The organism is Serratia sp. A07 (genome assembly GCF_058725505.1).
In genome coordinates this window covers 1-21,229 of record NZ_JBZXDO010000046.1, presented here as the reverse complement: position 1 = coordinate 21,229, position 21,229 = coordinate 1, and the positions used below count along the sequence as shown (strand labels likewise).

18 protein-coding genes, 1 tRNA gene and 2 pseudogenes are annotated in these 21,229 nt (G+C 59.7%); 8 read left to right on the top strand and 13 right to left on the bottom strand.

Features of this window, described 5'->3' with window-relative positions:
• Nucleotides 1-114: 114 nt before the first annotated feature.
• A complete protein-coding gene (gene mtnK / locus AC4PR2_RS25195; protein WP_060440637.1) occupies nt 115-1,314 on the bottom strand; it encodes an S-methyl-5-thioribose kinase in 1,200 nt (399 codons plus the stop codon).
• Between the two features lie 146 nt (nt 1,315-1,460).
• On the opposite strand from mtnK, the pseudogene mtnA reads away from it, so the two are divergent.
• Nucleotides 1,461-2,489: pseudogene (mtnA, locus tag AC4PR2_RS25190) on the top strand (S-methyl-5-thioribose-1-phosphate isomerase).
• Nucleotides 2,490-2,506: 17 nt separating this feature from the next.
• Here the strand turns inward: mtnA and AC4PR2_RS25185 are convergent.
• Genes AC4PR2_RS25185 through AC4PR2_RS25175 form a run of 3 tightly spaced genes read right to left on the bottom strand, consistent with a single transcriptional unit; the run spans nt 2,507 to nt 4,346 of the window.
• Nucleotides 2,507-3,049, bottom strand: coding sequence for a 1,2-dihydroxy-3-keto-5-methylthiopentene dioxygenase (locus tag AC4PR2_RS25185; RefSeq protein ID WP_102984216.1), 543 nt, complete (start codon nt 3,047-3,049; stop codon nt 2,507-2,509).
• Complete coding sequence (gene mtnC / locus AC4PR2_RS25180) at nt 3,046-3,735, bottom strand: acireductone synthase (RefSeq protein ID WP_043135516.1); 690 nt, start codon at nt 3,733-3,735, stop codon at nt 3,046-3,048. The genes AC4PR2_RS25185 and mtnC overlap by 4 nt, the downstream gene beginning before the upstream one ends.
• Nucleotides 3,732-4,346, bottom strand: a complete 615-nt coding sequence (locus AC4PR2_RS25175) for a methylthioribulose 1-phosphate dehydratase (protein ID WP_197756840.1) — start codon at nt 4,344-4,346, stop codon at nt 3,732-3,734. Before AC4PR2_RS25175 ends, mtnC begins: the two co-directional genes overlap by 4 nt.
• Nucleotides 4,347-4,510: 164 nt before the next feature.
• On the opposite strand from AC4PR2_RS25175, the gene AC4PR2_RS25170 reads away from it, so the two are divergent.
• Together AC4PR2_RS25170 and AC4PR2_RS25165 are read left to right on the top strand one after the other, a co-directional pair.
• Entirely contained in the window at nt 4,511-5,671 is a 1,161-nt protein-coding gene (locus AC4PR2_RS25170) for a pyridoxal phosphate-dependent aminotransferase (RefSeq protein ID WP_089185502.1), read from the top strand.
• Nucleotides 5,659-6,432 (top strand): amidohydrolase, encoded by a 774-nt coding sequence (locus AC4PR2_RS25165; protein WP_049271923.1) that lies wholly within the window; start codon nt 5,659-5,661, stop codon nt 6,430-6,432. The genes AC4PR2_RS25170 and AC4PR2_RS25165 overlap by 13 nt, the downstream gene beginning before the upstream one ends.
• Here the strand turns inward: AC4PR2_RS25165 and hpxK are convergent.
• The 4 genes and pseudogenes from hpxK to AC4PR2_RS25145 all read right to left on the bottom strand — a co-directional run bounded on the left by hpxK (nt 6,424) and on the right by AC4PR2_RS25145 (nt 10,980).
• Nucleotides 6,424-7,677 carry an allantoate amidohydrolase gene (gene hpxK, locus AC4PR2_RS25160; RefSeq protein WP_100397115.1) on the bottom strand — a complete coding sequence of 418 codons (1,254 nt, stop codon included), beginning with the start codon at nt 7,675-7,677 and terminating at the stop codon, nt 6,424-6,426. The two genes, AC4PR2_RS25165 and hpxK, sit on opposite strands and share 9 nt — an antisense overlap.
• Nucleotides 7,674-8,918, bottom strand: a complete 1,245-nt coding sequence (locus AC4PR2_RS25155; RefSeq protein WP_061872253.1) for a pyridoxal-phosphate-dependent aminotransferase family protein — start codon at nt 8,916-8,918, stop codon at nt 7,674-7,676. Before AC4PR2_RS25155 ends, hpxK begins: the two co-directional genes overlap by 4 nt.
• A gap of 208 nt (nt 8,919-9,126) precedes the next feature.
• Complete coding sequence (locus AC4PR2_RS25150; protein ID WP_060425266.1) at nt 9,127-9,966, bottom strand: MurR/RpiR family transcriptional regulator; 840 nt, start codon at nt 9,964-9,966, stop codon at nt 9,127-9,129.
• 136 nt (nt 9,967-10,102) lie between these two features.
• Nucleotides 10,103-10,980 (bottom strand): annotated as a pseudogene (locus tag AC4PR2_RS25145) (siderophore-interacting protein).
• A 229-nt stretch (nt 10,981-11,209) separates the two neighbouring features.
• Here AC4PR2_RS25145 and AC4PR2_RS25140 point away from each other — a divergent pair.
• Entirely contained in the window at nt 11,210-13,450 is a 2,241-nt protein-coding gene (locus tag AC4PR2_RS25140) for a TonB-dependent siderophore receptor (protein ID WP_330113295.1), read from the top strand.
• Nucleotides 13,451-13,556: 106 nt separating this feature from the next.
• On the opposite strand, the gene AC4PR2_RS25135 is transcribed toward AC4PR2_RS25140, so the two are convergent.
• Both AC4PR2_RS25135 and dnaQ read right to left on the bottom strand, forming a co-directional pair.
• Nucleotides 13,557-13,633: transfer RNA gene (locus AC4PR2_RS25135), tRNA-Asp, on the bottom strand.
• 144 nt (nt 13,634-13,777) lie between these two features.
• Nucleotides 13,778-14,521 carry a DNA polymerase III subunit epsilon gene (gene dnaQ / locus AC4PR2_RS25130; RefSeq protein ID WP_070915438.1) on the bottom strand — a complete coding sequence of 248 codons (744 nt, stop codon included), beginning with the start codon at nt 14,519-14,521 and terminating at the stop codon, nt 13,778-13,780.
• 72 nt (nt 14,522-14,593) lie between these two features.
• Between dnaQ and rnhA the strand changes: the two genes are divergently transcribed.
• Nucleotides 14,594-15,061, top strand: coding sequence for a ribonuclease HI (gene rnhA, locus AC4PR2_RS25125; protein WP_033649910.1), 468 nt, complete (start codon nt 14,594-14,596; stop codon nt 15,059-15,061).
• Here rnhA and AC4PR2_RS25120 read toward each other — a convergent pair.
• Nucleotides 15,058-15,777 (bottom strand): class I SAM-dependent methyltransferase, encoded by a 720-nt coding sequence (locus AC4PR2_RS25120; RefSeq protein ID WP_084826795.1) that lies wholly within the window; start codon nt 15,775-15,777, stop codon nt 15,058-15,060. The genes rnhA and AC4PR2_RS25120 overlap by 4 nt on opposite strands.
• 44 nt (nt 15,778-15,821) lie before the next feature.
• Between AC4PR2_RS25120 and gloB the strand changes: the two genes are divergently transcribed.
• Both gloB and mltD read left to right on the top strand, forming a co-directional pair.
• On the top strand, nt 15,822-16,577 hold the full coding sequence (gloB, locus tag AC4PR2_RS25115) for a hydroxyacylglutathione hydrolase (RefSeq protein ID WP_197804244.1): 756 nt from the start codon (nt 15,822-15,824) through the stop codon (nt 16,575-16,577).
• 71 nt (nt 16,578-16,648) lie between these two features.
• Nucleotides 16,649-18,031, top strand: a complete 1,383-nt coding sequence (gene mltD / locus AC4PR2_RS25110; RefSeq protein ID WP_060440648.1) for a murein transglycosylase D — start codon at nt 16,649-16,651, stop codon at nt 18,029-18,031.
• A 52-nt stretch (nt 18,032-18,083) separates the two neighbouring features.
• Here mltD and AC4PR2_RS25105 read toward each other — a convergent pair whose 3' ends face one another.
• Nucleotides 18,084-18,878 (bottom strand): endonuclease/exonuclease/phosphatase family protein, encoded by a 795-nt coding sequence (locus AC4PR2_RS25105; RefSeq protein WP_025160092.1) that lies wholly within the window; start codon nt 18,876-18,878, stop codon nt 18,084-18,086.
• Between the two features lie 330 nt (nt 18,879-19,208).
• On the opposite strand from AC4PR2_RS25105, the gene yafC reads away from it, so the two are divergent.
• A complete protein-coding gene (yafC, locus tag AC4PR2_RS25100) occupies nt 19,209-20,093 on the top strand; it encodes a DNA-binding transcriptional regulator YafC (protein WP_060440650.1) in 885 nt (294 codons plus the stop codon).
• Nucleotides 20,094-20,139: 46 nt separating this feature from the next.
• Here the strand turns inward: yafC and dkgB are convergent, their stop codons facing one another.
• Complete coding sequence (gene dkgB, locus AC4PR2_RS25095; protein WP_197804243.1) at nt 20,140-20,943, bottom strand: 2,5-didehydrogluconate reductase DkgB; 804 nt, start codon at nt 20,941-20,943, stop codon at nt 20,140-20,142.
• Between the last annotated feature and the right edge of the window lie 286 nt (nt 20,944-21,229).

Below are 21,229 nucleotides of genomic sequence, written 5' to 3'. Positions count from 1 at the left end.
GCAGGTTTTTACAGGCAGAGCCAAAACCGAGTCGATAACCACGTCCACAGGACGTGGTTTTAAGTTAGGAATAAAAAACCCGGCCGCAGCCGGGTTTGCCTCATGCCGAGTTATTCAGCCTTGCTGACGAATGCGTGCCAACAGCGCGTCAATATGCTCGATCTGCGGCGCATTGACGATCAGCGTGCGCCCCAGTCCCAGCGCATGACGCTGGCAGTCGAGGCGCATGTCGGCGTCGGCGATGCTGTCCAGATCGGCGACGTGCGCCAGGCCGATGGTGCGCCGAATCAGTTCGGTACCGCAGTACCCGACCGCATCGGCCCAGACCTGTTGCAGGAACTGCTCGGCGTAACCCGGCGTTGCCAGTGCCGCATCCCGGCTTTGCTGATGGCACAGCGCCAGGAAGCGATCGGCAAAGATCAGCCACAGCTCGCGCACATCCTGCAAGCGCTGCTCGCGCCCGGCGGCGGCGTCGCGCGGCCCGAACAGCCCCGGCAGCCCGCAATAGTTGAGCAGCAGATTGCCCAATGCGGTGCCGATATCGAAACCGATCGGGCCGTAGAAACCGAATTCGGCGTCGATCGCTTTCAACCGTCCTTCCGCCACGAAGATCGAACCGCTGTGAATATCGCCGTGCAGCAGCGCCTCCGCCTTGCTGAGAAAGCGATGTTTCAGGCCGGCGACGGCCAGCTTCAGCGGCGTATCCTCACGCAGCGCCTGCACCTGCGGCAACAGCGCCGCCTCGAAGCGATTGCGCTCATGATCGATATAAGGATCGGTAAAGAACAGATCTTCGGTGATCTGGCACAGCTCGGGGTTGGTGAAACGGCTGACTTCCGCCTTCTTCTGCTGCGCCGACTGATAAAAATCGGAGGTGTGGAACAGCGTCTGCGCCAGGTATTCCGCCAGTTGCCCGGCCGCCAGCGGGTGATAGTTGCCCTGCACCAGCTCGCTGCGCCAGATGCGATGGTCGGAAAGGTCTTCCTGCACCATCACCGCCAATTCGGGATCGTGATGCAAGACTTTTACCGTATGCCGCGGGCAGAAGCCGCCGTGGACCAGCAGCGTTTCCGCTTCGATGCGCGCCCGATCCAGCGTCAACGGCCAGGATTCGCCCACGCAACGTACGTAAGGCAGCGCCTGTTTGACGATCACCCGGCTCACCCCTTCGCGATCGCGGATCTTGAACACCAGATTCAGGTTGCCGTCACCGATCTCGTCAGCGCTGACCAGTGCCTGCGGTTCAGACACCCGACCGTATTGGCGGGCGTATTCAACGGCGTCGGTAGCCGTAAACGTACGATAAAGCGACATTCCCCAACCCCTCTGTTCTCTCTCACCGATCCCAGCGATTCTGTTTATTTAGACGTAAAAGCATTTGGACGTCTATACATCTGGAAGTCATGTTGGCAGAATAGCGTTTCAGATGCAATAACCACGCAACAAGGAATTAACCGCCGATGCAAGCGCTCAACACCACCAGTTTGACCCTGCAGGACAACCGCCTTTGGATCCTCGATCAGCAAGCCCTGCCGCAGGAATAGCGGTGGCGCGCCTGCGACAGCGTGGAGGAATTGGTCGGGCACATTCACAGCCTGCGGGTGCGCGGCGCGCCGCTGATCGGGCTGTCTGCCAGCCTGCTGTTGGCGCTGCTCGCGGAACGCGGTCTGCCGCGCGCCGAGCTGGAGCAGGCGCTGCACACGCTGCGCGCCGCCCGCCCGACGGCGGTCAACCTGATGAATAATCTGGATCGCATGAAGCTGGCGCTGGCGGAGCCTGATTGGGTGCCGGCAATGGTGAACGAAGCGCTGCGGTTGGTGGAAGAAGATCGCCGATTGTGCGATCGCATTGCCGATCACGGCGCTGGGCTGGTCAAGCCCGGCAGCCGCCTGCTGACCCACTGCAATACCGGCGGGTTGGCCACCGCCGGCGTCGGCACCGCCATCGGCGTGCTGCTGCACGCTCACCGGCAAGGCAAGGTGCAACAGGTGTGGGTCGATGAAACCCGGCCGCTGCTGCAGGGCGGCCGCCTGACCGCTTGGGAACTGGGCGAGCTGGGCATTCCCTATCGCCTGATCTGCGATTCGATGGCCGCCAGCCTGATGGCACAGGGCCAGGTCGATGCGGTGTGGGTCGGCGCGGATCGCATCGCCGCCAACGGCGACGTCGCCAACAAAATCGGCACCTACAGCCTGGCGGTGCTGGCGCACTACCACGGCATCCCGTTCTACGTGGCCGCCCCGCATACCACCCACGATCCGCACTGCCCGGACGGCGCCGCCATTCCGATCGAGCAGCGCGCGGCGGCCGAAGTCACCGGCGTTTCAGGCAGCTTCGGCGCCTGTCAGTGGGCGCCGAACGAGGCACCGGTCTACAATCCGGCGTTCGACGTTACGCCGGCCAAGCTCATCAGCGGCTGGGTATTCGACAGCGGCGTGATTACGCCGCAGCAGGTTGAAGCGGGGATTTTCCGGCGGGCGCTGGGGTAACGCCCGCAGATTGACGCTCAGTCCAGACGCGGATAGGCATCGGCGATCTTGTCGCCGGTAAAATGCGCCACCCAGCCCTCCGGGTTGTCGAACACCCGGATCGCGGTAAAGTGCGGCGCCGATCCCATATCGAACCAGTGGCGAGTGTTGGCCGGCACCGAGATCAGATCGTTCTTTTCGCACAGGATCTGGAAGATCTTGCCGTCCAGATGCAGGCAAAACAGCCCTGCGCCTTCGACGAAAAAGCGCACTTCATCTTCGCCGTGCGTATGTTCGGACAGGAATTTTTCACGCAGCGCCTGCCGCTGCTCATGGTCCGGCCGCATGCTAATCACGTCCCAGCTCTGGTAGCCCTTTTCCGCCACCAGCCGGTCTATCTCATGCTGGTAGGCGGCGATCACCGCCTCCGGCTGCGGGTTGTCGCCCAGCTCGCGATCCGCTTGCCAGCGCTCAAAGCGCACGCCGATCTGCGCCAACTGGCGCTGGATCTCCTGCGCGTCGCGGCTCTGCCACAGCGGCTGCTGCGGCGCTTTATCGCTGAAAATGGTCAATCCACTCATGAGACGAACTCCCCTAAATCGATACGATCAAAACGGTTAACCTGCGGATGCCGGCTCTGCTCGTCCGCCTCATCGCGGATCAGCTGGCAGGTATGCCAGCCGGCGGCCTGCGCCGCATCCAACTCCTGGTGGATGTCGGACAAAAACAGCAGCTCGTCGGGCGCGATGCCGATAGCCTGCGCGATGTTGCGGTACGACGCGGTTTCACGCTTGGCGCCGACGTGCGTATCGAAATAACCACTGAACAGCGGCTGCAGATCGCCCGCGTCGCTGTGGCCGAACAGCAGTTTCTGCGCTTCCACCGAACCGGAGGAATAGACGTAAAGCTTCACCCCCTGCCGCTGCCAGGCGGCCAACTGCCCCGCGACTTCCGGATACAGATGCCCGCGAAAGTCCCCTTCGCGGTAACCGCTGCGCCAAATGATGCCCTGCAACGCCTTGAGCGCGGTAGATTTACGGTCTTCATCCATAAAGCGGTACAGCGCGGCGATCAGCGCGTCAAGATCTGCCTGCGGCTGGTCAATTTCAGCGCGCAGCGCCGCCAGCGGCGCGGCGACTTCGCTCTCAGCGGCATGGCGGCGCACAAAATCCGCCAGCCGTTCGCGGGCGTAAGGAAACAGTACCTGATGCACAAAGCGAATATCGCTGGTGGTACCTTCAATATCGGTCACGATAGCGCGGATCATTTCGCCTCCAGTAAGCGGCGTTGCAGTTCACACTGGAACAGGAATTCCAGCCCTTCGAGATGGCGGCGGGCTTCCGCCACCTGGCTCCCCCAGCAATACAGGCCGTGGCCGCGTACCAGAAAGCCGTATTGCAGCGGCGTGGCCTCGGCATAGGCCGCCACGCGCGCCGCCAGCCGGGGGATGTCCTGATCGTTATCGAAAATGGGGATCGCCACGCTGTCCAGGTGGCTGCGCTGGCCGGCCAGCGACTTCTGCATTTCGTACCCCTGCAGCACCAGCGCATCGCCGCGCTCCACCCGCGACAGGACGGTAGCGTTGACGGAATGGGTATGCAGCACCGCGCCGATGTGCGCGGACAGGCGGTAGAGCAGCGTATGCAGCCCAGTCTCCGCCGATGGCATGCGGCCGCTCGGCACATGATTGTCGGCGATATCCACCCGCAGAAAATCGGTGGCGCTCAGGCTACCCTTGTCTTTGCCGGACTCGGTGACCAGGCACTGACGCTCATCCAGGCGCAGCGACATGTTGCCGCCGGTCGCCGGGCACCAGCCTTTGTCGCCAATCCAGTGGCAGGCCGCCAGCAATGCGGTAAGTTGCGGATTCTCCGTCATTATTATCGTTTCCCGTTCGGTAAGGCGGCCGGCTGATGAGGCTTGGCGTGCCGCGTGGCGGGCTAAGCACCTTTTCGCATTTAGCCATCTAAGCGTCTTGATTGCCAAATACTAGCATCGTGATATATTGACGGCAATATAAGCGCCTGGAGTATTCACCTGCTATGAGCACTTCCGCATTGGTTCCCGAAAGTAAACTGCCCTCACTGGGCACCACCATCTTTACCCAGATGAGCGCGCTGGCGCAGCAGCACCAGGCGATCAACCTGTCGCAGGGCTTCCCCGATTTCGACGGCCCGGACTACCTGAAAGAACGTCTGGCTTGGCACGTCGCCCAGGGCGCCAACCAATATGCGCCGATGACCGGCGTGGCGCCACTGCGCGAAGCCATCGCCGACAAAACCGCCGAGCTGTATGGCTGGCAACCGGACGCCACCGCCGAAGTGACCGTCACCGCCGGCGCCACCGAAGCGCTGTTCGCCGCCATCAGCGCGCTGGTGCGCCCCGGCGACGAAGTGGTCTGCTTCGATCCCAGCTATGACAGCTATGCGCCGGCGGTCACGTTGGCCGGCGGCATACTCAAACGCATCGCCCTGCAGCCGCCCGCGTTTACCGTGGATTGGCCAGGGTTCGCCGCCGCGCTGTCGCCACGCACCCGCCTGGTGATCGTCAACACGCCGCACAACCCGTCCGCCACCGCCTGGCAGGCGGAAGACATGCAGCAGCTGTGGCACGCTATCGCCGAACGCGAAATCTACGTGCTCAGCGACGAGGTTTACGAACACATCTGCTTCGCCAAAGGCGGGCACGCCAGCGTGCTGGCCCACCCGCAGCTGCGCCAGCGCGCGATCGCGGTGTCCTCTTTCGGCAAAACCTTCCACATGACCGGCTGGAAAGTGGGCTATTGCGTGGCACCCGCCGCGCTGAGCGCCGAGGTGCGCAAGGTGCATCAATACCTGACCTTTTCGGTCAATACCCCGGCCCAGCTGGCGCTGGCGGATAGCCTGCGCGCCGAGCCGGAGCACTGGCGACAGCTGCCGGCGTTCTATCGCGCCAAACGCGACCGCTTTGTGCAGGCGCTGACGAGCAGCAGACTGGAAATTTTACCCTGTGCAGGTACATACTTCTTGCTGGCGGACTACAGCGCCATCTCCGATCTGGACGATGTGGCATTCTGCCATTGGTTAACCGAGCACGTGGGCGTGGCGGCCATTCCGCTGTCGGTCTTCTGTGCCGATCCTTTCCCCCATAAATTGATCCGGCTGTGCTTCGCTAAACAGGACGCCACGCTGGATGCAGCTGCGGAGCGGTTATGTCGACTTTAAAAATTACCCTGTTGCAGCAACCGCTGGTCTGGCGCGACGGCCCCGCCAACCTGGCGGCTTTCGATGCGTTGCTGGCGCCGATCGTTGGCCGAGATCTCATCGTCTTGCCGGAGATGTTCACCACCGGTTTCGCCATGGATGCCGGCGAGAGCGCCCTGCCCGAACAGCAGGTGATCGACTGGCTGCACGGTTGGGCGGTGAAAAGCCACGCGTTAATCGGCGGCAGCGTGGCGTTGAAAACTGACGAAGGTGCGGTCAACCGCTTCCTGCTGGTCGAGCCGGGCGGCCAGGTGCACGCCTATGACAAACGCCACCTGTTCCGCATGGCCGGCGAACATCTGCACTACCAAGCCGGCAACCGGCGTGAAATCTTCGAATGGCGCGGCTGGCGCATCCTGCCGCAGATCTGCTACGACCTGCGTTTCCCGGTCTGGGCGCGCTATCAGCAGGATTACGATCTGGCGCTGTACGTCGCCAACTGGCCGGCGCCGCGCAGCAGCCATTGGCAAACGCTGCTGGCGGCGCGGGCGATTGAAAACCAGGTGTACGTGGCGGGCTGCAACCGGGTGGGCGAAGATCCCAACGGCCTGAGCTACAGCGGAGACAGCCTGATCATCAGCCCACAGGGCGAGATCCTGGCGAATGCGGAGCCCGGCGCGGCCACGCGGCTGGACGCCGAGCTGTCGCTGGAAACCCTGCAGAGTTACCGCAGCGCCTTCCCGGCCTGGCGCGATGCCGACAGCTTTCTGCGTTTAGACTGATTCCTCCTTCTCCCAGCCGGCGATCATCAGGCAATAGGCCTGGATCGCCAGCGCCACGTCCGCCTGCCGCACCGCTTCGTCCGGATGATGGCTGACGCCGCCGGCGCAACGCACGAACAGCATGCCGACCGGCCATTGCGCCGCCACGGCGATGGCGTCATGCCCAGCGCCGCTCGGCAACGCCAGGCTACGGCCCTGCACTTGTGCGACAGCCGCCTGCCAGCGGCGCTGCAGGTCCACGTCGCAGGCGGTGGCATCGATGCAATAAAACGCCTCGCTGGCGAAGCGCATTCCACGCCGCGCGCAGATCGCCTGCGCCTGCGCCAGCAACGCCGTCAATAGCGCCGCCAGCGGCGCATCCTGCGGGCCGCGCACATCGAGCGTCAATTTCACCTCACCGGGGATCACATTGACCGCGCCCGGCAGACTCTCGATGCAGCCGACGGTGGCCACCAGTGGCGAATCGGCGGCGCAGGTCAGCGTTTCGACCGCCGTGATCCATTCTGCTGCGGCCGCCAGCGCATCTTTGCGCTGCCCCATCGGCACCGTGCCAGCGTGGCCCGCCTCGCCGCTGAAAGTGCAGTTAAGCCGGCGCGCGCCATTGATCGCCGTCACCACGCCCAGCGCCAAATCGGCCGCCTCCAGACATGGGCCCTGTTCGATATGTAATTCGAGATAGGCGCGAATTTCGTTTGGTGCGCGATGCGCCTGCGCGATCGCCGCCGGATCCAGCCCAAAGTCGCGCATCGCCTGCGCTATGCTCACGCCGTCGGCGTCGGTGCGCGCCAGCCACTCTGCGGGCCACTGGCCGGTCAGGCCGCGGCTGCCGAGCAGCGTGACGCCAAAGCGCGCGCCCTCCTCGTCGGCAAAGCCGATCACCTCCAGCGCCAGCGGTAATCGATGCCCCTGGCGGTGATAGTGCGCCACCGTTTCCAGCGCCGTGAGCACGCCGAGCATGCCGTCATAGCGCCCGGCGTTACGCACCGTGTCCAAATGCGAACCGAGCAGCAGCGCGGGGGCGCCGGGCGTGTGCCCTTCATAGCGGCCGCAGATATTGCCGACGCTGTCCTGCCAAACCTGCATGCCGCTCTCACGCATCCACTCCCCGACTCGGTGATTGGCGCGCCGATGTTCGGCGGAGAGATAAAGACGCGTCAGCCGATCGGGCTCTGCGCTGATCGCCGCCAGCTCGTCACAGCGCGCCATCACCCGTGCGGCGGCCTGCTGTGCCTCCAACGGCGTCATCCACGCTTGCCTGCGTCATAAACGTTCCAGGCGGCCTGCAACGCCTCGCCCTGCTTGCTGGCGAAACCGAGGCGGTTCAGCACCGCCTCCAGCGCCGCCAGGGTTTGCAGCACGCAATCTTTGCGCGCGTTGTAGCCCATGGTGCCAATGCGCCAGATCTTGCCCTGCAGCGGGCCGAACGAGGTGCCGATTTCAATGCCAAAGTCGTTCAGCATCATCTGCCGCACCTGTTCACCCTGTACCTGCGGCGGGATCATCACGCCAAGCACGTTGTTCATGCGGTGCTCGAGATCGCCGAACACCGCCAGCCCCATGCCCCGGATGCCCGCCAGCATCGCCGCGCCGTGCAGCCGGTGGCGGGCGATGGCGTGATCCAGCCCTTCTTCGAGGATCACCCGCGCGCACTCTCGCGCCGCGAACAGCATGCTGGTGGCTTCGGTATGGTGATTGAGGCGCTCCGGCCCCCAATAATCCATGATCATGCCGATGTCAAAATAGTTGGAGTAGATCATCTCGTCGTCGCCGTCGGCGTGCTCGGCGGTGCGGATCCCCTCCTCCACGCATTTACGGCGGCGCACAATCTCTTCAAACTGCGGGCTGAGAGTGACCGGCGAGCTGCCGGAGGGGCCGCCCAGGCACTTCTGCAGCCCGGCGGAGACCGCATCCAGCCCCCAGGCATCGGTCTCCAGCGGGTTACCGCCGAAGGAAGCCGTCGCATCGGTATAGAACAGCACGCCGTGGCGGCGGCAGATATCGCCCAGCTCATGCAGCGGCTGCAGCATGGTAGTGGACGTGTCGCCCTGCACCGTCAGCAGCAGGCGCGGGCGCACTCGCTTAATCGCGTCTTCGATGCGATCGGCGCTGAACACTTCGCCCCACGGTACCTCGATCGTGTGTACCTCGGCACGGCAGCGGCGGGCAATCTCGCACAGCAGATGCCCGAAACGGCCGAATACCGGCACCAGCACCTTATCACCCGGCCGAATGGCGGAAACCAGCAGCGCTTCGATGCCGGCGCGCGAGGTGCCGTCCACCAGCATCGTCCAGCGGTTTTCGGTGCGGAACAGCGCGCGATACAGCGCCATGACCTGATTCATGTAACCGGTCATCGCCGGATCGTACTGGCCGATCAGCTGACTCGACATGGCACGCAGCACGCGCGGATCGGCGTTGATCGGCCCCGGCCCCATCAGCAGGCGCGCCGGCGGGTTAATCTGATCGAATTGCGAGATATCCAACATGTTCATTCCCTGTCAGCTTAGTAAGTTATTGAGTTATGCCGTCAGCGTCGACATGACGTTTGTTTGCTGCCCAACAGCCTACTCCCGATAGGGATTCAGTTGAAACAAAAGATTCTTATGATCAATTAATGAAACCAAAGTAACATAATGAGGTGACCGATCCGCCTTAAACGGCGGAAGGTGAAAGAAGGGAAATGAACTGCCGTGCTTAACGCAGCTCCAGTTCGTCCAGCGCCTGGAACAGTTCGGCGACGTGATGAATGCGCTGCCGCCCCTGCGCCAGCCGCTCATGCAGCAATGCATTGCTGAGCAGGCTGGCCAGGCTCATGGCGGCAGCATAGCTGTCGAACGCCGACACGCTGTCGAGCGGCACGGTCAAGTGCCAGTTGGCCAACGGGAACAACGCCTGCGCCTGCGGTTCACAGATCAACAGCGTCGGTACCCCGCGGCTTTGCAACAGCGCCAGCACTGCCTTTATCTGGCGCGGCCGGCGACGGAACGCCACCACCACCGCCACGTCCTGCGGCGTCAGCCCCGCCAGATCTTCCGCCAGCGTCTGCCCCGGCTGCGGCGCCAGCAGCACCTGTTCACGCACCTGCATCAGCTGCTGGCGCAGGTGCATCGCCACCGGATAGCTGTTGCGCAGCCCCAGCAGCATTACGCCTCGCGCCTGCGCCAGTGCGGCGATCGCCGCGCTGAACTGCACCGCATCGATCTGCTTTACCCAGCGGGTGAGATTGGCCATTTCCTGCTTACAGTGCCGCGCCAGCAGCGTATCGCCCTGCACCGCATCGCGGCTGTCGGTCAGCGGCATGCCACTTTGGCGCAGGGTGCGCAGCTCATCGCGCATGGCGCGGTAGTTGGGGTAGCCCAGCCGTTTGAACAAGCGGCTGACCGTGGCTTTGGAAACGCCGCTCAGGCGCGCCAGCTCGGCGCTGTTGTAACCGATCAAATCGTCATAGTGATCGAAGATGAAGTCGGCCACCCGCTGCTCCTGTGGCGTCAGCTGTGGGTAGTCGCGGCGCAGGCGTTCGTCGAACCGTTGCATTATCGTTCTCGCTGTAACCTTCGTTTCAGCGGAACATAGCACGGTCGAACTACCCGCTGGCAAGCAATTATTCGTGGGTGGGGAATGGCAGCGGCATGCCCTTCTCCCGCGTCAATGCCGGAAAAGGGCCGCGCGTTCAGCACCAATAGGCCATGAAGTTGACGGTAGCGCGATCCAGATCGCGTTCGCCGATCAGATAACGCCGCAGCGTTTTCACCGTGGAAGACTCGGCCGCCACCCAGGCATAAAAAGCATACCGCCGGCCGCACGCTCCCACAACACCTCATCGCTCAGGCTGCTTTCCGCCAGGGACTGCGCCTGCGCACACGCCGACGCGGGGATATCGACCCGCTGGCGCACCGCCTCCACCAGCAGCGTGCCATGCGCCAGTTGGTGGCCCACGTCACGCGGCAGCCAGTAAACCTCGGCGAACGGGAAACGGGCCAAATCCAGGCAATCCCCCGCCACCGGCACCTCAAAAAATGCCTGCACTCGCGGCGGATTGGCCTGCTGCGCCAGCTGCTCCAGAATACCCATCGCCGCCGGCACCGCCGTCTCATCGGCGATCAACAGCGCCTGCTGCAACTGCGCAGGCGGCACCCATTCGTAGCCACCGCTGTCGCCGTCGAAGTCAGCGTTGGGGGCGACCGTCTGAAGGGCGTCACCCGGCTCGGCGTGGGTCGCCCAGGCGGAGGCCGGGCCGTTCACGCCATGTAGCACGAATTCGACGTCCATCTGATTCTGCTCACGGCGCAGCGCACGCAGCGTATAGGTGCGCATCACCGGACGCTGTTCTTTGGGGAACGCCATGTAATCGCCGTACCAGTCCGGGCCGTTGACCAGCTGCGGGATCTTGCCGTCCGCCGCCGGGAACAACAGTTTGATGCGCTGATCCGGCGCTTCCAGCTTCATCCGATGAATATCCGCACCTTCAAACACGCAGCGCACCAGCGAAGGTGAAATCAGCGTTTTGCTTTTCAAGGTGATATCAAAAATTCTGTAGCTGGCGGACATGTTCTCGATTCTCCGGCAACGGCTGTCGCTTATACGTATGGCCGATCGGCTACCGTTTGACGGCGTGGAGTGCGCGATCGTGCAGCGGGTAAAATGTTAATAAAACTAATTAATTACGTTAATGTATCGCAAAAAATCATATCATGATTTTATTGATAACAAGAAACGTTATTGATAAAAGAATCATTCTCAAAAATAGAGTAATAACAATATCACCTGGGAAATAACGATGAAACGCAAACACCTTTGGGTATTGAACCCTTGTCTGCTGGCAATGCTTGCGCCGGCGGCTTGGGCAGAGGATCAGAAAGCCGGCAACGAAGAGCAGTTGGTGGTCTCCGCCAGCCGTTCGCACCGTAGCGCGGCGGAAATGGCGCAAACGACCTGGATCATTGAAAGCCAGGAGATCGAACAGCAGGTTCAGGGCGGTAAAGAGATCAAAGACATGTTGGCGCAGCTGATCCCCGGTATGGACGTCAGCGGCCAGGGCCGCACCAACTATGGCATGAATATGCGCGGCCGTTCGATGATGGTGATGATCGACGGCGTACGCCTGAATTCATCGCGCAGCGACAGCCGCCAGTTGGATTCGATCGATCCGTTCAATATCGATCATATTGAGGTGATTTCCGGCGCGACCTCGCTGTACGGCGGCGGCAGCACCGGCGGCCTGATCAACATCGTCACCAAAAAAGGGCAACAGGAACAGCAGGTCGAGTTGCAGATCGGCGGTAAAACCGGCTTTGGCAGCCATAACGATCACGACGAGAACGTGGCGGCGGCGGTCAGCGGCGGCAACGACAACGCCTCGGGACGCCTGTCCGTTTCTTACCAACGCTACGGTGGCTGGTACGACGGCAAAGGCAACGAGGTGCTGATCGACAATACCCAAACCGGCCTGCAGTATTCCAATCGCCTTGACGTGATGGGCACCGGTACCCTTAACATCGACGAACACCAACAGCTGCAGCTGACCACCCAATACTATAAAAGCCAATCCGACGGCGATCACGGCCTATTCCTGGGAGAGAACTTTGCGGCGGTGACCGGCAACGCCAAGGCATACAACAGCGGCAACTTAAATTCCGACCGTATCCCCGGCACCGAACGCCATCTGATCAACCTGCAGTATTCCAACACCGATTTCCTCGGCCAGGATTTGGTGGCGCAGGTCTACTACCGCGACGAAACCCTGACCTTCTACCCGTTCCCGACGCTGGCGGGCAAAGCGCCGAACTATTACGTCAGCAGCATTGGCGCTTCGCAGCAAAAAACCGATTTCTACGGCGGCAAGCTGACGTTAAACAGCAAGCCTGTCGATGCACTGACGCTGACTTACGGTCTCGACGCCGAGCATGAGAGCTTCAACGCCAACCAACAGTTCTTCAACCTGGCGAAGGCGCAACAGTCCGGCGGCATGACGCTGGAGAACGCCTACAATACCGGCCGCTACCCGAGCTATACCACCAGCAACCTGGCGTCATTCCTGCAGGCCAGCTACGACATTAACCCGATCTTCACCCTGAGCGGTGGCGTGCGTTACCAGTACACCGAAAACAAGATTGACGACTTCGTCGGCTATAACCAACAGCAGGCGATCGCCACCGGCGCCGCGACGTCCGCCGACGCGATACCGGGAGGGAAAACCGACTACAACAACGCGCTGTTCAACGCCGGCCTGTTGGCGCACCTGACCGATCGCCAGCAAACCTGGTTCAACTTCTCTCAGGGCTTCGAGATCCCGGACCCGGGCAAGTATTACGGCAACGGCACCTACGCGTTGAATGGCGGCCATTACCGGCTGCTGAAGAGCGTCAACGTCGGCGATTCCAAGCTGGAAGGCATCAAGGTCAATGCCTACGAGCTGGGTTGGCGCTATACCGGCGATAACCTGCGCACGCAAATCGCCGCCTACTATTCGCTGTCCGACAAGAGCATCGCCATCAACAAAACCGACATGACCATCAACGTCAATGCGGACAAGCGCCGCATCTACGGAGTGGAAGGCGCGGTGGATTATTTCTTTGAAGACAGCGACTGGAGCGCCGGCACCAACTTCAACGTTATCCGTTCCGAAACCAAGGTCAACGGCGAATGGAAGAAGCTAGTGGTGGATACCGCCAGCCCATCGAAAGTCACCGCTTATGTCGGCTGGGCGCCGGGCGACTGGAATCTGCGCTTACAGTCGCAGCAAACCTTCGACGTGTCGGACGACGGCGATTACACCAAGGCCAACTCCACCCAGGGCCGCAAAATCGATGGCTACAACACTCTCGATTTCCTCGGCAGCTATACCCTGCCGGTAGGGAAAGTCAGCTTCAGCGTGGAAAACCTGCTGGACAAGGAGTACACCACCGTTTGGGGCCAACGCGCGCCGATCCTGTACAGCCCGACCTACGGCTCGCCTGAGCTGTACAGTTATAAAGGCCGCGGACGCACCTTCGGCTTGAACTACTCGGTGTTGTTCTGAGGAATAAGGGGCCGGTCTGCCGGCCCCGTTTATTGGGCTGCACCGTTTTGCCGAGAGCAGAAACGACGAAGCCCTGAGTTATCGCTAACTCAGGGCTTCTGAATAGTGGCGGAACGGACGGGGCTCGAACCCGCGACCCCCTGCGTGACAGGCAGGTATTCTAACCAACTGAACTACCGCTCCGCGCCATTCCCTCTTGCGGGGGAACGAGGCGCATATTACGGACGCCTCTCGGTTCCGTCAACGCCTTTTTCTCACTAAATGAACCGTTTGCACAGTTTTTCAACGAAGGTTCATCCGGTGCGTTTTTTTCGTGCAACAATGCCGTTACTCGGCCGGCGTACCGCGCCACAGGCAGCTGCCGCCCTTTTTCGCCACCAGATCCAGACGCGCCTCGTGCGCCTTCACTTCTTCGTCGCTGGCGTAGACCACTTTCATCGCGGTCGCCGGGCGGACAATGCGCTGAATTTCTTGCGCGGCGTCATTTTGCTGGGTATCACCTTCCATCTGGAACGCTATCGAGGTCTGACCGCCGGTCATCGCCAGATAGACTTCCGCCAGGATCTCGGCATCGAGCAATGCGCCGTGCAGCGTACGCTTGCTGTTGTCTATCTCATAACGGCTGCACAAGGCATCGAGGTTGTTGCGCTTGCCCGGGAACAGGCGGCGCGCCATCAGCAGGCTGTCGGTGATAGTGCAGAAGGTCTCGGTCTTCGGGATGCCCTGCTGCAACATGCGGAATTCGTGATCCATAAAGCCGATATCGAACGCCGCGTTATGGATCACCAACTCGCCGCCGCGGATAAAGTCGAGGAATTCGTCGGCAACCTGATCGAAGGTCGGCTTGTCGGCCAGGAAATCGTCGCTGATGCCGTGTACGCCGTAAGCTTCCGGATCCACCAGCCGATCCGGCTTGATGTAAACGTGGAAGTTGCGCCCGGTCAGGCGGCGGTTAATCACCTCCACCGCACCGATTTCGATGATGCGGTGCCCTTCGTAGTGCACCCCAAGCTTGTTCATACCGGTGGTTTCGGTATCGAGGACAATCTGTCTGGTGGTTGTAGAGATCATATTGCAGTGCTCACAGCGCTCGTTTATGTCAGACTTGGCTTTTATAAAACTGATAGGAAGAGTCTACCAGAGATGCTCAAACAGGTAGAAATTTTCACCGATGGCTCCTGCCTTGGCAATCCCGGCCCCGGGGGTTACGGTGCGATATTACGCTATAAGCAGACGGAAAAAACCTTCAGCGAGGGTTTTCGTCTGACCACCAATAACCGCATGGAAATGATGGCGGCGATCGTGGCGCTGGAAGCGCTGACCGTACCCTGCGCCGTGACGCTCAGCACTGACAGCCAGTATGTGCGCCAGGGCATCACCAGTTGGATCCATAACTGGAAGAAGCGCGGCTGGAAAACCGCCGACAAAAAGCCGGTCAAGAATGTCGATCTGTGGCAGCGGTTGGATTTGGCCATTCAGCGCCACGAGGTAAAATGGGAATGGGTCAAGGGCCACGCCGGCCACCCGGAGAACGAACGTTGTGACGTGCTGGCGCGCGAAGCGGCCGGCAAACCGACGCAGGAAGACGTCGGTTATCAACCGGAAGCCTAAGGCAGTTTGCGGTAGCTCTTGGTCGCGCCCACCGCGCGGCTGAGAGACGGTTTTCTCGCCCCCAGTTTCATCGGCGTGGGCGTCAGCGGCAAGGTGCGTTTGCGCGCCACAATCACGCTCATGCAGCCCAGCGCCGGCAAATGGGTGCATAAAAATTTTCCACCCTGGCGATGCCACGGTAGCACGTGAAAACGCGCCTGGTGCAGCACCTCATAATTCAGCAGGCTGAGCCAATCCAGCAGCCGCATCTGGGTAAACATGCGGCTGACATAGGGCTGGCGGCGACGCAGTCCGGGCACCAGCTTGCCCAATCCCAACAGGCTGAACGGATTGAAGCTGCTGATAACCAACCAGCCGTCGTCGATCAATACCCTGTCCACCTCGCGCAACATGCGGTGCGGATCGTCCGCGTAGGACAGCGTATGCGCCAACAGGCAGGCATCCACCGACTTGGCGGCAAACGGCAGTTGATAAGCATCGGCGATCACCTGCAGCCCTTCGCCCTCCAGCCCTACGTTGACCTGATGGGAAATCGCGCATTTGTCCGTGGCCAACTCGGCGCTGAGCATGCCCATCTTCAGCAGATGGAAACCGAACAGCTTCGGCCACCAGGGTTGCAACTGCCGCTCGAGCGCTTCACGATAGTACTCCCCCCACGGCAGCGCCGCCCAGGACTGCGGGCCGGTGAGCTTTTGTAGAGTATGGGCTGGTTTCATGATTTATTATCTTCTTTCAAGCCGTTGCCAACGAGAGGTACACCATGAATCTTATCAGTATTCCCGCCTTCCAGGACAATTACATTTGGTTATTGGATGACCGGCAGGGACGCTGCATTATCGTCGATCCGGGTGAGGCGCAGCCGGTGCTCGAAGCGCTACAGAGCCTGCAGCTGGTGCCGGCGGCGATCCTGCTGACCCACCATCATCACGATCACGTCGGCGGCGTGGCGCAGATCGTGGCTCAGTATCCCGGCCTGGCCGTCTATGGGCCGCAAGAAACCGCAGACAAAGGCGCCAATCACATCGTCCGCGACGGCGACACCTTTAACATCGATGGGCGCCAGTACAGGACGTTCGCCGTCCCCGGCCATACGTTAGGCCATGTGGCATTCTATAGTGCCCCTTATCTGTTCTGCGGCGACACAATGTTCTCTGCCGGCTGCGGCAGGCTGTTTGAAGGCACCGCCAAACAAATGTACGACTCATTTCAACAACTCGCGCAACTTCCCGATAACACCTTAATTTGCTGCGCGCATGAATATACTCTTTCAAATCTTAAGTTTGCGCGGGCTATTTTGCCGGAAGATCGAGAGATTGAAACATATCAACAACATGTTGAAGCGTTAAGGGCAAAAGGCCAAGCCAGTGTGCCAACCACATTGCAATTAGAGCGCAAAATTAACCTGTTTTTACGTTGCCATGACGCTGATTTACAAAAGAAATTAGGCTTTAATTCACCACCGGAAAGCCTTCATTCAGTTTTTTCCGAATTACGCCTGCGGAAAGATAACTTCTGAGCTTTTAGTTGTGTTATTTGGCGAAGCAAAGTATTATTGCTCGTCTTTTAAGCAACTACATTGACACACACATGAAGGCTAAAGCGATATTTCTCGCCTCAGTCTTGCTAGTGGGTTGCCAGTCGTCCAGGCAGGACGCACCGGCGCCAGAACAGCATGCACAGAGTTTGTCTTCGGCTGGTCAAGATGGTGAAGCAGGAGAGTACACAGCAAATGGCCGAGCGAGCTCGGCGCGGTGGTTGGATAACAACAGTCCCGCCGCGCAACAGGACCTGTGGAACTTCATTAGCGACGAGCTGAAGATGGAGGTTCCGGAAAATTCCCGGATCCGTGATCAGAAAAGAAAGTACTTAAAAAGTAAGAGCTATCTCCACGATGTAACATTACGGGCAGAGCCGTACATGTACTGGATAGTCGGGCAGATTAAGAAACGTAATATGCCGATGGAACTGGTACTGCTACCCATAGTGGAGAGCGCTTTTGACCCACACGCCACGTCAAGTGCCAACGCCGCAGGGCTATGGCAAATCGTGCCGCAAACGGGTCGCAATTATGGTTTAAAAAACAATCAGTGGTATGACGGTCGACGCGATGTCGTCGCCTCGACAACCGCTGCGCTTAACATGATGCAACGCTTGAACCGCATGTTTAACGGCGACTGGTTATTGACCGTAGCCGCCTATAACAGTGGTGAAGGCCGCGTGATGCAAGCGGTGAAGGCAAACAAACGCCAGGGTAAGCCAACCAATTTCTGGGCACTGTCGCTTCCGCGTGAAACGTCAATCTATGTCCCGAAAATGCTGGCGCTGAGCGACATCATCAAGAACAGCAAGAAGTACGGCGTGAAACTCCCGAAAACGGATGAAACCCGTGCGCTGGCGCGTATCGATGTCGGACAGCAGATCCAGCTGACTCAGGCGGCTGAGATGGCAGGGCTTTCGGTCACCAAGATGAAAGCGTATAACCCAGGCTACAAAAAAGGCGTTACGGCACCTAACGGGCCCCATTACATCATGGTTCCCAAAGGGCATGCCGATCAGCTGAAAGACTCGCTGGCCGATGGCCAGATCGCCGTGACTCAGCCAACGACGCAGTTGGCGAAGAACAGCGGTTTGTCCGGTGGCAGTTCGTATAAAGTACGCTCCGGCGACACTTTATCGGGCATTGCCAAGCGGCTGAACGTTAAGACCAGCGATTTGCAGAGTTGGAACAACTTGCGCGCCAAGAGCGCCTTAAAAGTTGGGCAAACCCTGCAAGTGGCCAGCAATACGGGCAGTAACAGCAGTATCACCTATCAGGTTCGCAAAGGTGATTCGCTCGCCAGCATTGCACGTCGTCACGGCGTCGATATTAACGACGTGATGCGTTGGAATTCAACGCTCGGTAAAGGCAGTCTGCAACCCGGTCTGAAGTTGACCCTGTTTGTCGGCAACAAGCTAACGCCGGATACCTAAGTTTCCGGCACAAAAAAAGCACCCCTCGGGGTGCTTTTTTATTACCTGTGATTCACCAGACGGGGGAGTCTTTTTCCGGGTGGAACTCCACCAACAACGGATTGTGATCCGACGCGCTGGTCACCAGCACCGAGGCCTCAACAACACCCAGGTTACGGTAAAACACGAAGTCCAGCGGGCGACCAAAGGCCTTGCGACGATGATCGTCGGTGAAGCTAACCTCGCGCAGCGCCATTTCGCCGGCAAAGTCATACAGCGCGTTGATACGTTTACGGCTCCAGGCGTTGAAGTCCCCCGCCATGATCACCGGCCCCCGATGGCTGGCGATCTGCTCGCCAATCGGCCCCAGCTGCTTGCTGTAGACGTCGACTCCCAGGCTGAAGTTCACCGCATGGATATTCACCACCATCAACAGCTCGCCATTGTACAGCGGGTAAACGGTGATCAAGGCCGATTTGGACAGCCGCAGCAGCGGCTCACGCTCACGCAGCGGGCAGCAGTAAACCGGATGAGCGGCTGCCAGCGTCATCACGCCGGAAGGATGTTGCGGCAACACAAAGGCCGGCACCTGATCGGCCGCCAGATAGTTGGCGGTAGCGTAGCTCACCAGCTCCGGCGTGGTTTGCGCCTCTTGCAACAACACCAGCTGCGCATCTTTGCCATGATTTTTCAGCACCGAAAGCCAGTCGGCTCGTTGCTGTTTGAAAATATTCCATACCATGACGCGCAGAGCGCCGGTCGTCGGCAGCGCAGCCCCTGGCGGCAACGGCTGGTTAACGGCGCCAGGAAAAATTCGTTCGACTGGCTGGCCTGCAACATACCTCATTGCATAAGTTCGTTTCGGCACGCGATTCGCCTATTACCCATTAGCATGAAACTGGCGATGAAGACTTCGCCAACGGTGAATTGATTATACGCCTGCCCCGCACAGAGGGCATGGCTTTTACAGGCATAACCTTTTCAGTTATAGGGGCCGTCTGCGGTGATTTCAATATTCTGAGGGTATAGCTGTGTAAAGGTGACGCATCAGAGGTGAAAAATGCGAAAAGGCCAGCAAAATGCGCACGGGATATCGGAATGTACAGGTTCGCGCTCAAGTGGGTGACGGCGATGCTCCGACGTGATTAAATGACGAAATCGCTCAAAATTTCAAACGATGTTTGCCCGTGGAGCAAAAATGAAAGCGAATTCGGACGAGCTTATCACCTTCGTCACCGTAGTGGAGAGCGGCAGCTTCAGCCGGGCGGCAGAGCGCCTGCAGCAGGCCAACTCCGTGGTTAGCCGTACGGTAAAAAAACTGGAGAGCAAGCTGGGCGTGACCCTGCTCAACCGTACGACACGCCAAATCAGCCTGACACAGGAAGGCGAAAACTACTTTCGGCAGGTGCAAAAGGTGTTGAGCGATATGGCCGCAGCGGAAAATGCGTTGCTGGAAAGCCGCCAACGCCCGCAGGGGCTGCTGCGCGTCGATGCCGCAACGCCGGTCGTCTTGCATCTGTTGACGCCGCTGGTCGCCGAGTTTCGTGAACGCTATCCGGAAATGTCGCTATCGTTAGTCTCTTCGGAAAACTTCATCAATTTGATCGAACGGAAAGTGGATATCGCAATCCGCGTCGGCGAGCTGACGGACTCTACGCTGAAAGCGCGCAAGCTAATGGCCAGCTATCGGCGCATCCTGGCCTCCCCCGCCTACCTGGCGCAGTATGGCGCGCCCAAGACGGTGGCCGATCTGGAACACCATTGCTGCATCGGCTTTAACGACCTGCCTAACCTAAACCGCTGGCCGCTGGCCTGTGCCGATGGTCGTCAACTGGAGATCGTTCCAGGGCTGACCACCAACAGCGGCGAAACCCAGCGCCACCTGTGCCTGCACGGCAACGGCATCGCCTGCCTGTCGGACTTTATGAGTGATGAAGACGTCAAACGCGGGGATCTGGTCCCCCTTCTGGTGGAAGACACGCTGCCACTCGAAATGCCGATCAACGCGGTGTACTACAGCGATAGCGCCGTCAGTAACCGTCTGCGCAGCTTTATCGATTTTATCAGCGAGCGGTTAAAGTGATAAAAAAGGCGCTCTCTCGAGCGCCTGAGGTCGTCATATCTGAAGATTAGTCCCAGTCGGGTGCCAGACCTTCCGGGCTGACCAATCGGCCGTTGCTTTCCAGCGCGGCAATCTGTGCCATATCTTCATCACTCAGCTGTAGCTGCTGCGCTAGCAGGTTGCTTTCCAGGTTTTCACGCTTGGTCGAGGAAGGGATCACCGCATAACCGAGCTTTAACGCCCAGGCCAGGACCACCTGTGCCGGCGTCGCCTTGTGCCGCGCCGCGATACGCTTGATCGTCTCCTCTTGCAACGCTTTGCCATACGCCAGCGTCATATAAGAGGTGATGGCAATGCCATGCTGCCGTGCGAACGCCACCACTTTCTCATTCTGCAAGAACGGCGACAGTTCGATCTGGTTGGTTGCGATCTGATCGGCACCGACCGCGTCAATCGCCTGCTGCATCAGATCGACCGTGAAATTGGATACCCCTATCTGACGGGTTAGCCCCAATCGCTTGGCTTCCAGCAATTCAGCCATAAACTCGGCGACCGACACTTCATCATTTGGCGATGGCCAGTGAATCAATGTCAGATCGACATACGAGGTCTGCAGTTTGACCAAGCTGTCTCGCAGGCTGGGAATTAATGACCCCTTGGCCAGAGTCGCGATCCAGATTTTGGTCGTGATGAACAGTTCGTCACGCGGCACACCGCTGGCGGCGATAGCCTGGCCGACGGCCGCTTCGTTTTCATAGATCTGTGCGGTATCGATAGCCCGATAGCCCAGTTCCAGCGCCGTGCTCACCGAGTCGATAACGACCTGATCCTGAAGGCGGAAAGTACCTAAACCAAATGCAGGAATGCTCACAATGTTTACTCTCTCATTAGTGGATAAATAGCGATGCGAGAGAGTATGGCAATATTTTTAGTGAGCAAAAACGCCAGGTTCGGCATAAGACTTTTGATCAACAGGCAACAATATTGAGGAAAAGCGGCAGGAGCGGTGGCAATTTCGACGATATTCCGTGAATTTTGCATATGAAAAAGCCCTGAGTCAGAGACTCAGGGCTTATCAATTAAGTGGCGGAACGGACGGGGCTCGAACCCGCGACCCCCTGCGTGACAGGCAGGTATTCTAACCAACTGAACTACCG

Excerpts from the sequence above, each read along its gene's own strand:
- mtnK (WP_060440637.1), bottom strand. The coding sequence starts at position 1,314 with ATGTCGCTTTATCGTACGTTTACGGCTACCGACGCCGTTGAATACGCC.
- AC4PR2_RS25185 (WP_102984216.1), bottom strand. The coding sequence starts at position 3,049 with ATGAGTGGATTGACCATTTTCAGCGATAAAGCGCCGCAGCAGCCGCTG.
- mtnC (WP_043135516.1), bottom strand. The coding sequence starts at position 3,735 with ATGATCCGCGCTATCGTGACCGATATTGAAGGTACCACCAGCGATATT.
- AC4PR2_RS25175 (WP_197756840.1), bottom strand. The coding sequence starts at position 4,346 with ATGACGGAGAATCCGCAACTTACCGCATTGCTGGCGGCCTGCCACTGG.
- AC4PR2_RS25170 (WP_089185502.1), top strand. The coding sequence starts at position 4,511 with ATGAGCACTTCCGCATTGGTTCCCGAAAGTAAACTGCCCTCACTGGGC.
- AC4PR2_RS25165 (WP_049271923.1), top strand. The coding sequence starts at position 5,659 with ATGTCGACTTTAAAAATTACCCTGTTGCAGCAACCGCTGGTCTGGCGC.
- hpxK (WP_100397115.1), bottom strand. The coding sequence starts at position 7,677 with ATGACGCCGTTGGAGGCACAGCAGGCCGCCGCACGGGTGATGGCGCGC.
- AC4PR2_RS25155 (WP_061872253.1), bottom strand. The coding sequence starts at position 8,918 with ATGTTGGATATCTCGCAATTCGATCAGATTAACCCGCCGGCGCGCCTG.
- AC4PR2_RS25150 (WP_060425266.1), bottom strand. The coding sequence starts at position 9,966 with ATGCAACGGTTCGACGAACGCCTGCGCCGCGACTACCCACAGCTGACG.
- AC4PR2_RS25140 (WP_330113295.1), top strand. The coding sequence starts at position 11,210 with ATGAAACGCAAACACCTTTGGGTATTGAACCCTTGTCTGCTGGCAATG.
- dnaQ (WP_070915438.1), bottom strand. The coding sequence starts at position 14,521 with ATGATCTCTACAACCACCAGACAGATTGTCCTCGATACCGAAACCACC.
- rnhA (WP_033649910.1), top strand. The coding sequence starts at position 14,594 with ATGCTCAAACAGGTAGAAATTTTCACCGATGGCTCCTGCCTTGGCAAT.
- AC4PR2_RS25120 (WP_084826795.1), bottom strand. The coding sequence starts at position 15,777 with ATGAAACCAGCCCATACTCTACAAAAGCTCACCGGCCCGCAGTCCTGG.
- gloB (WP_197804244.1), top strand. The coding sequence starts at position 15,822 with ATGAATCTTATCAGTATTCCCGCCTTCCAGGACAATTACATTTGGTTA.
- mltD (WP_060440648.1), top strand. The coding sequence starts at position 16,649 with ATGAAGGCTAAAGCGATATTTCTCGCCTCAGTCTTGCTAGTGGGTTGC.
- yafC (WP_060440650.1), top strand. The coding sequence starts at position 19,209 with ATGAAAGCGAATTCGGACGAGCTTATCACCTTCGTCACCGTAGTGGAG.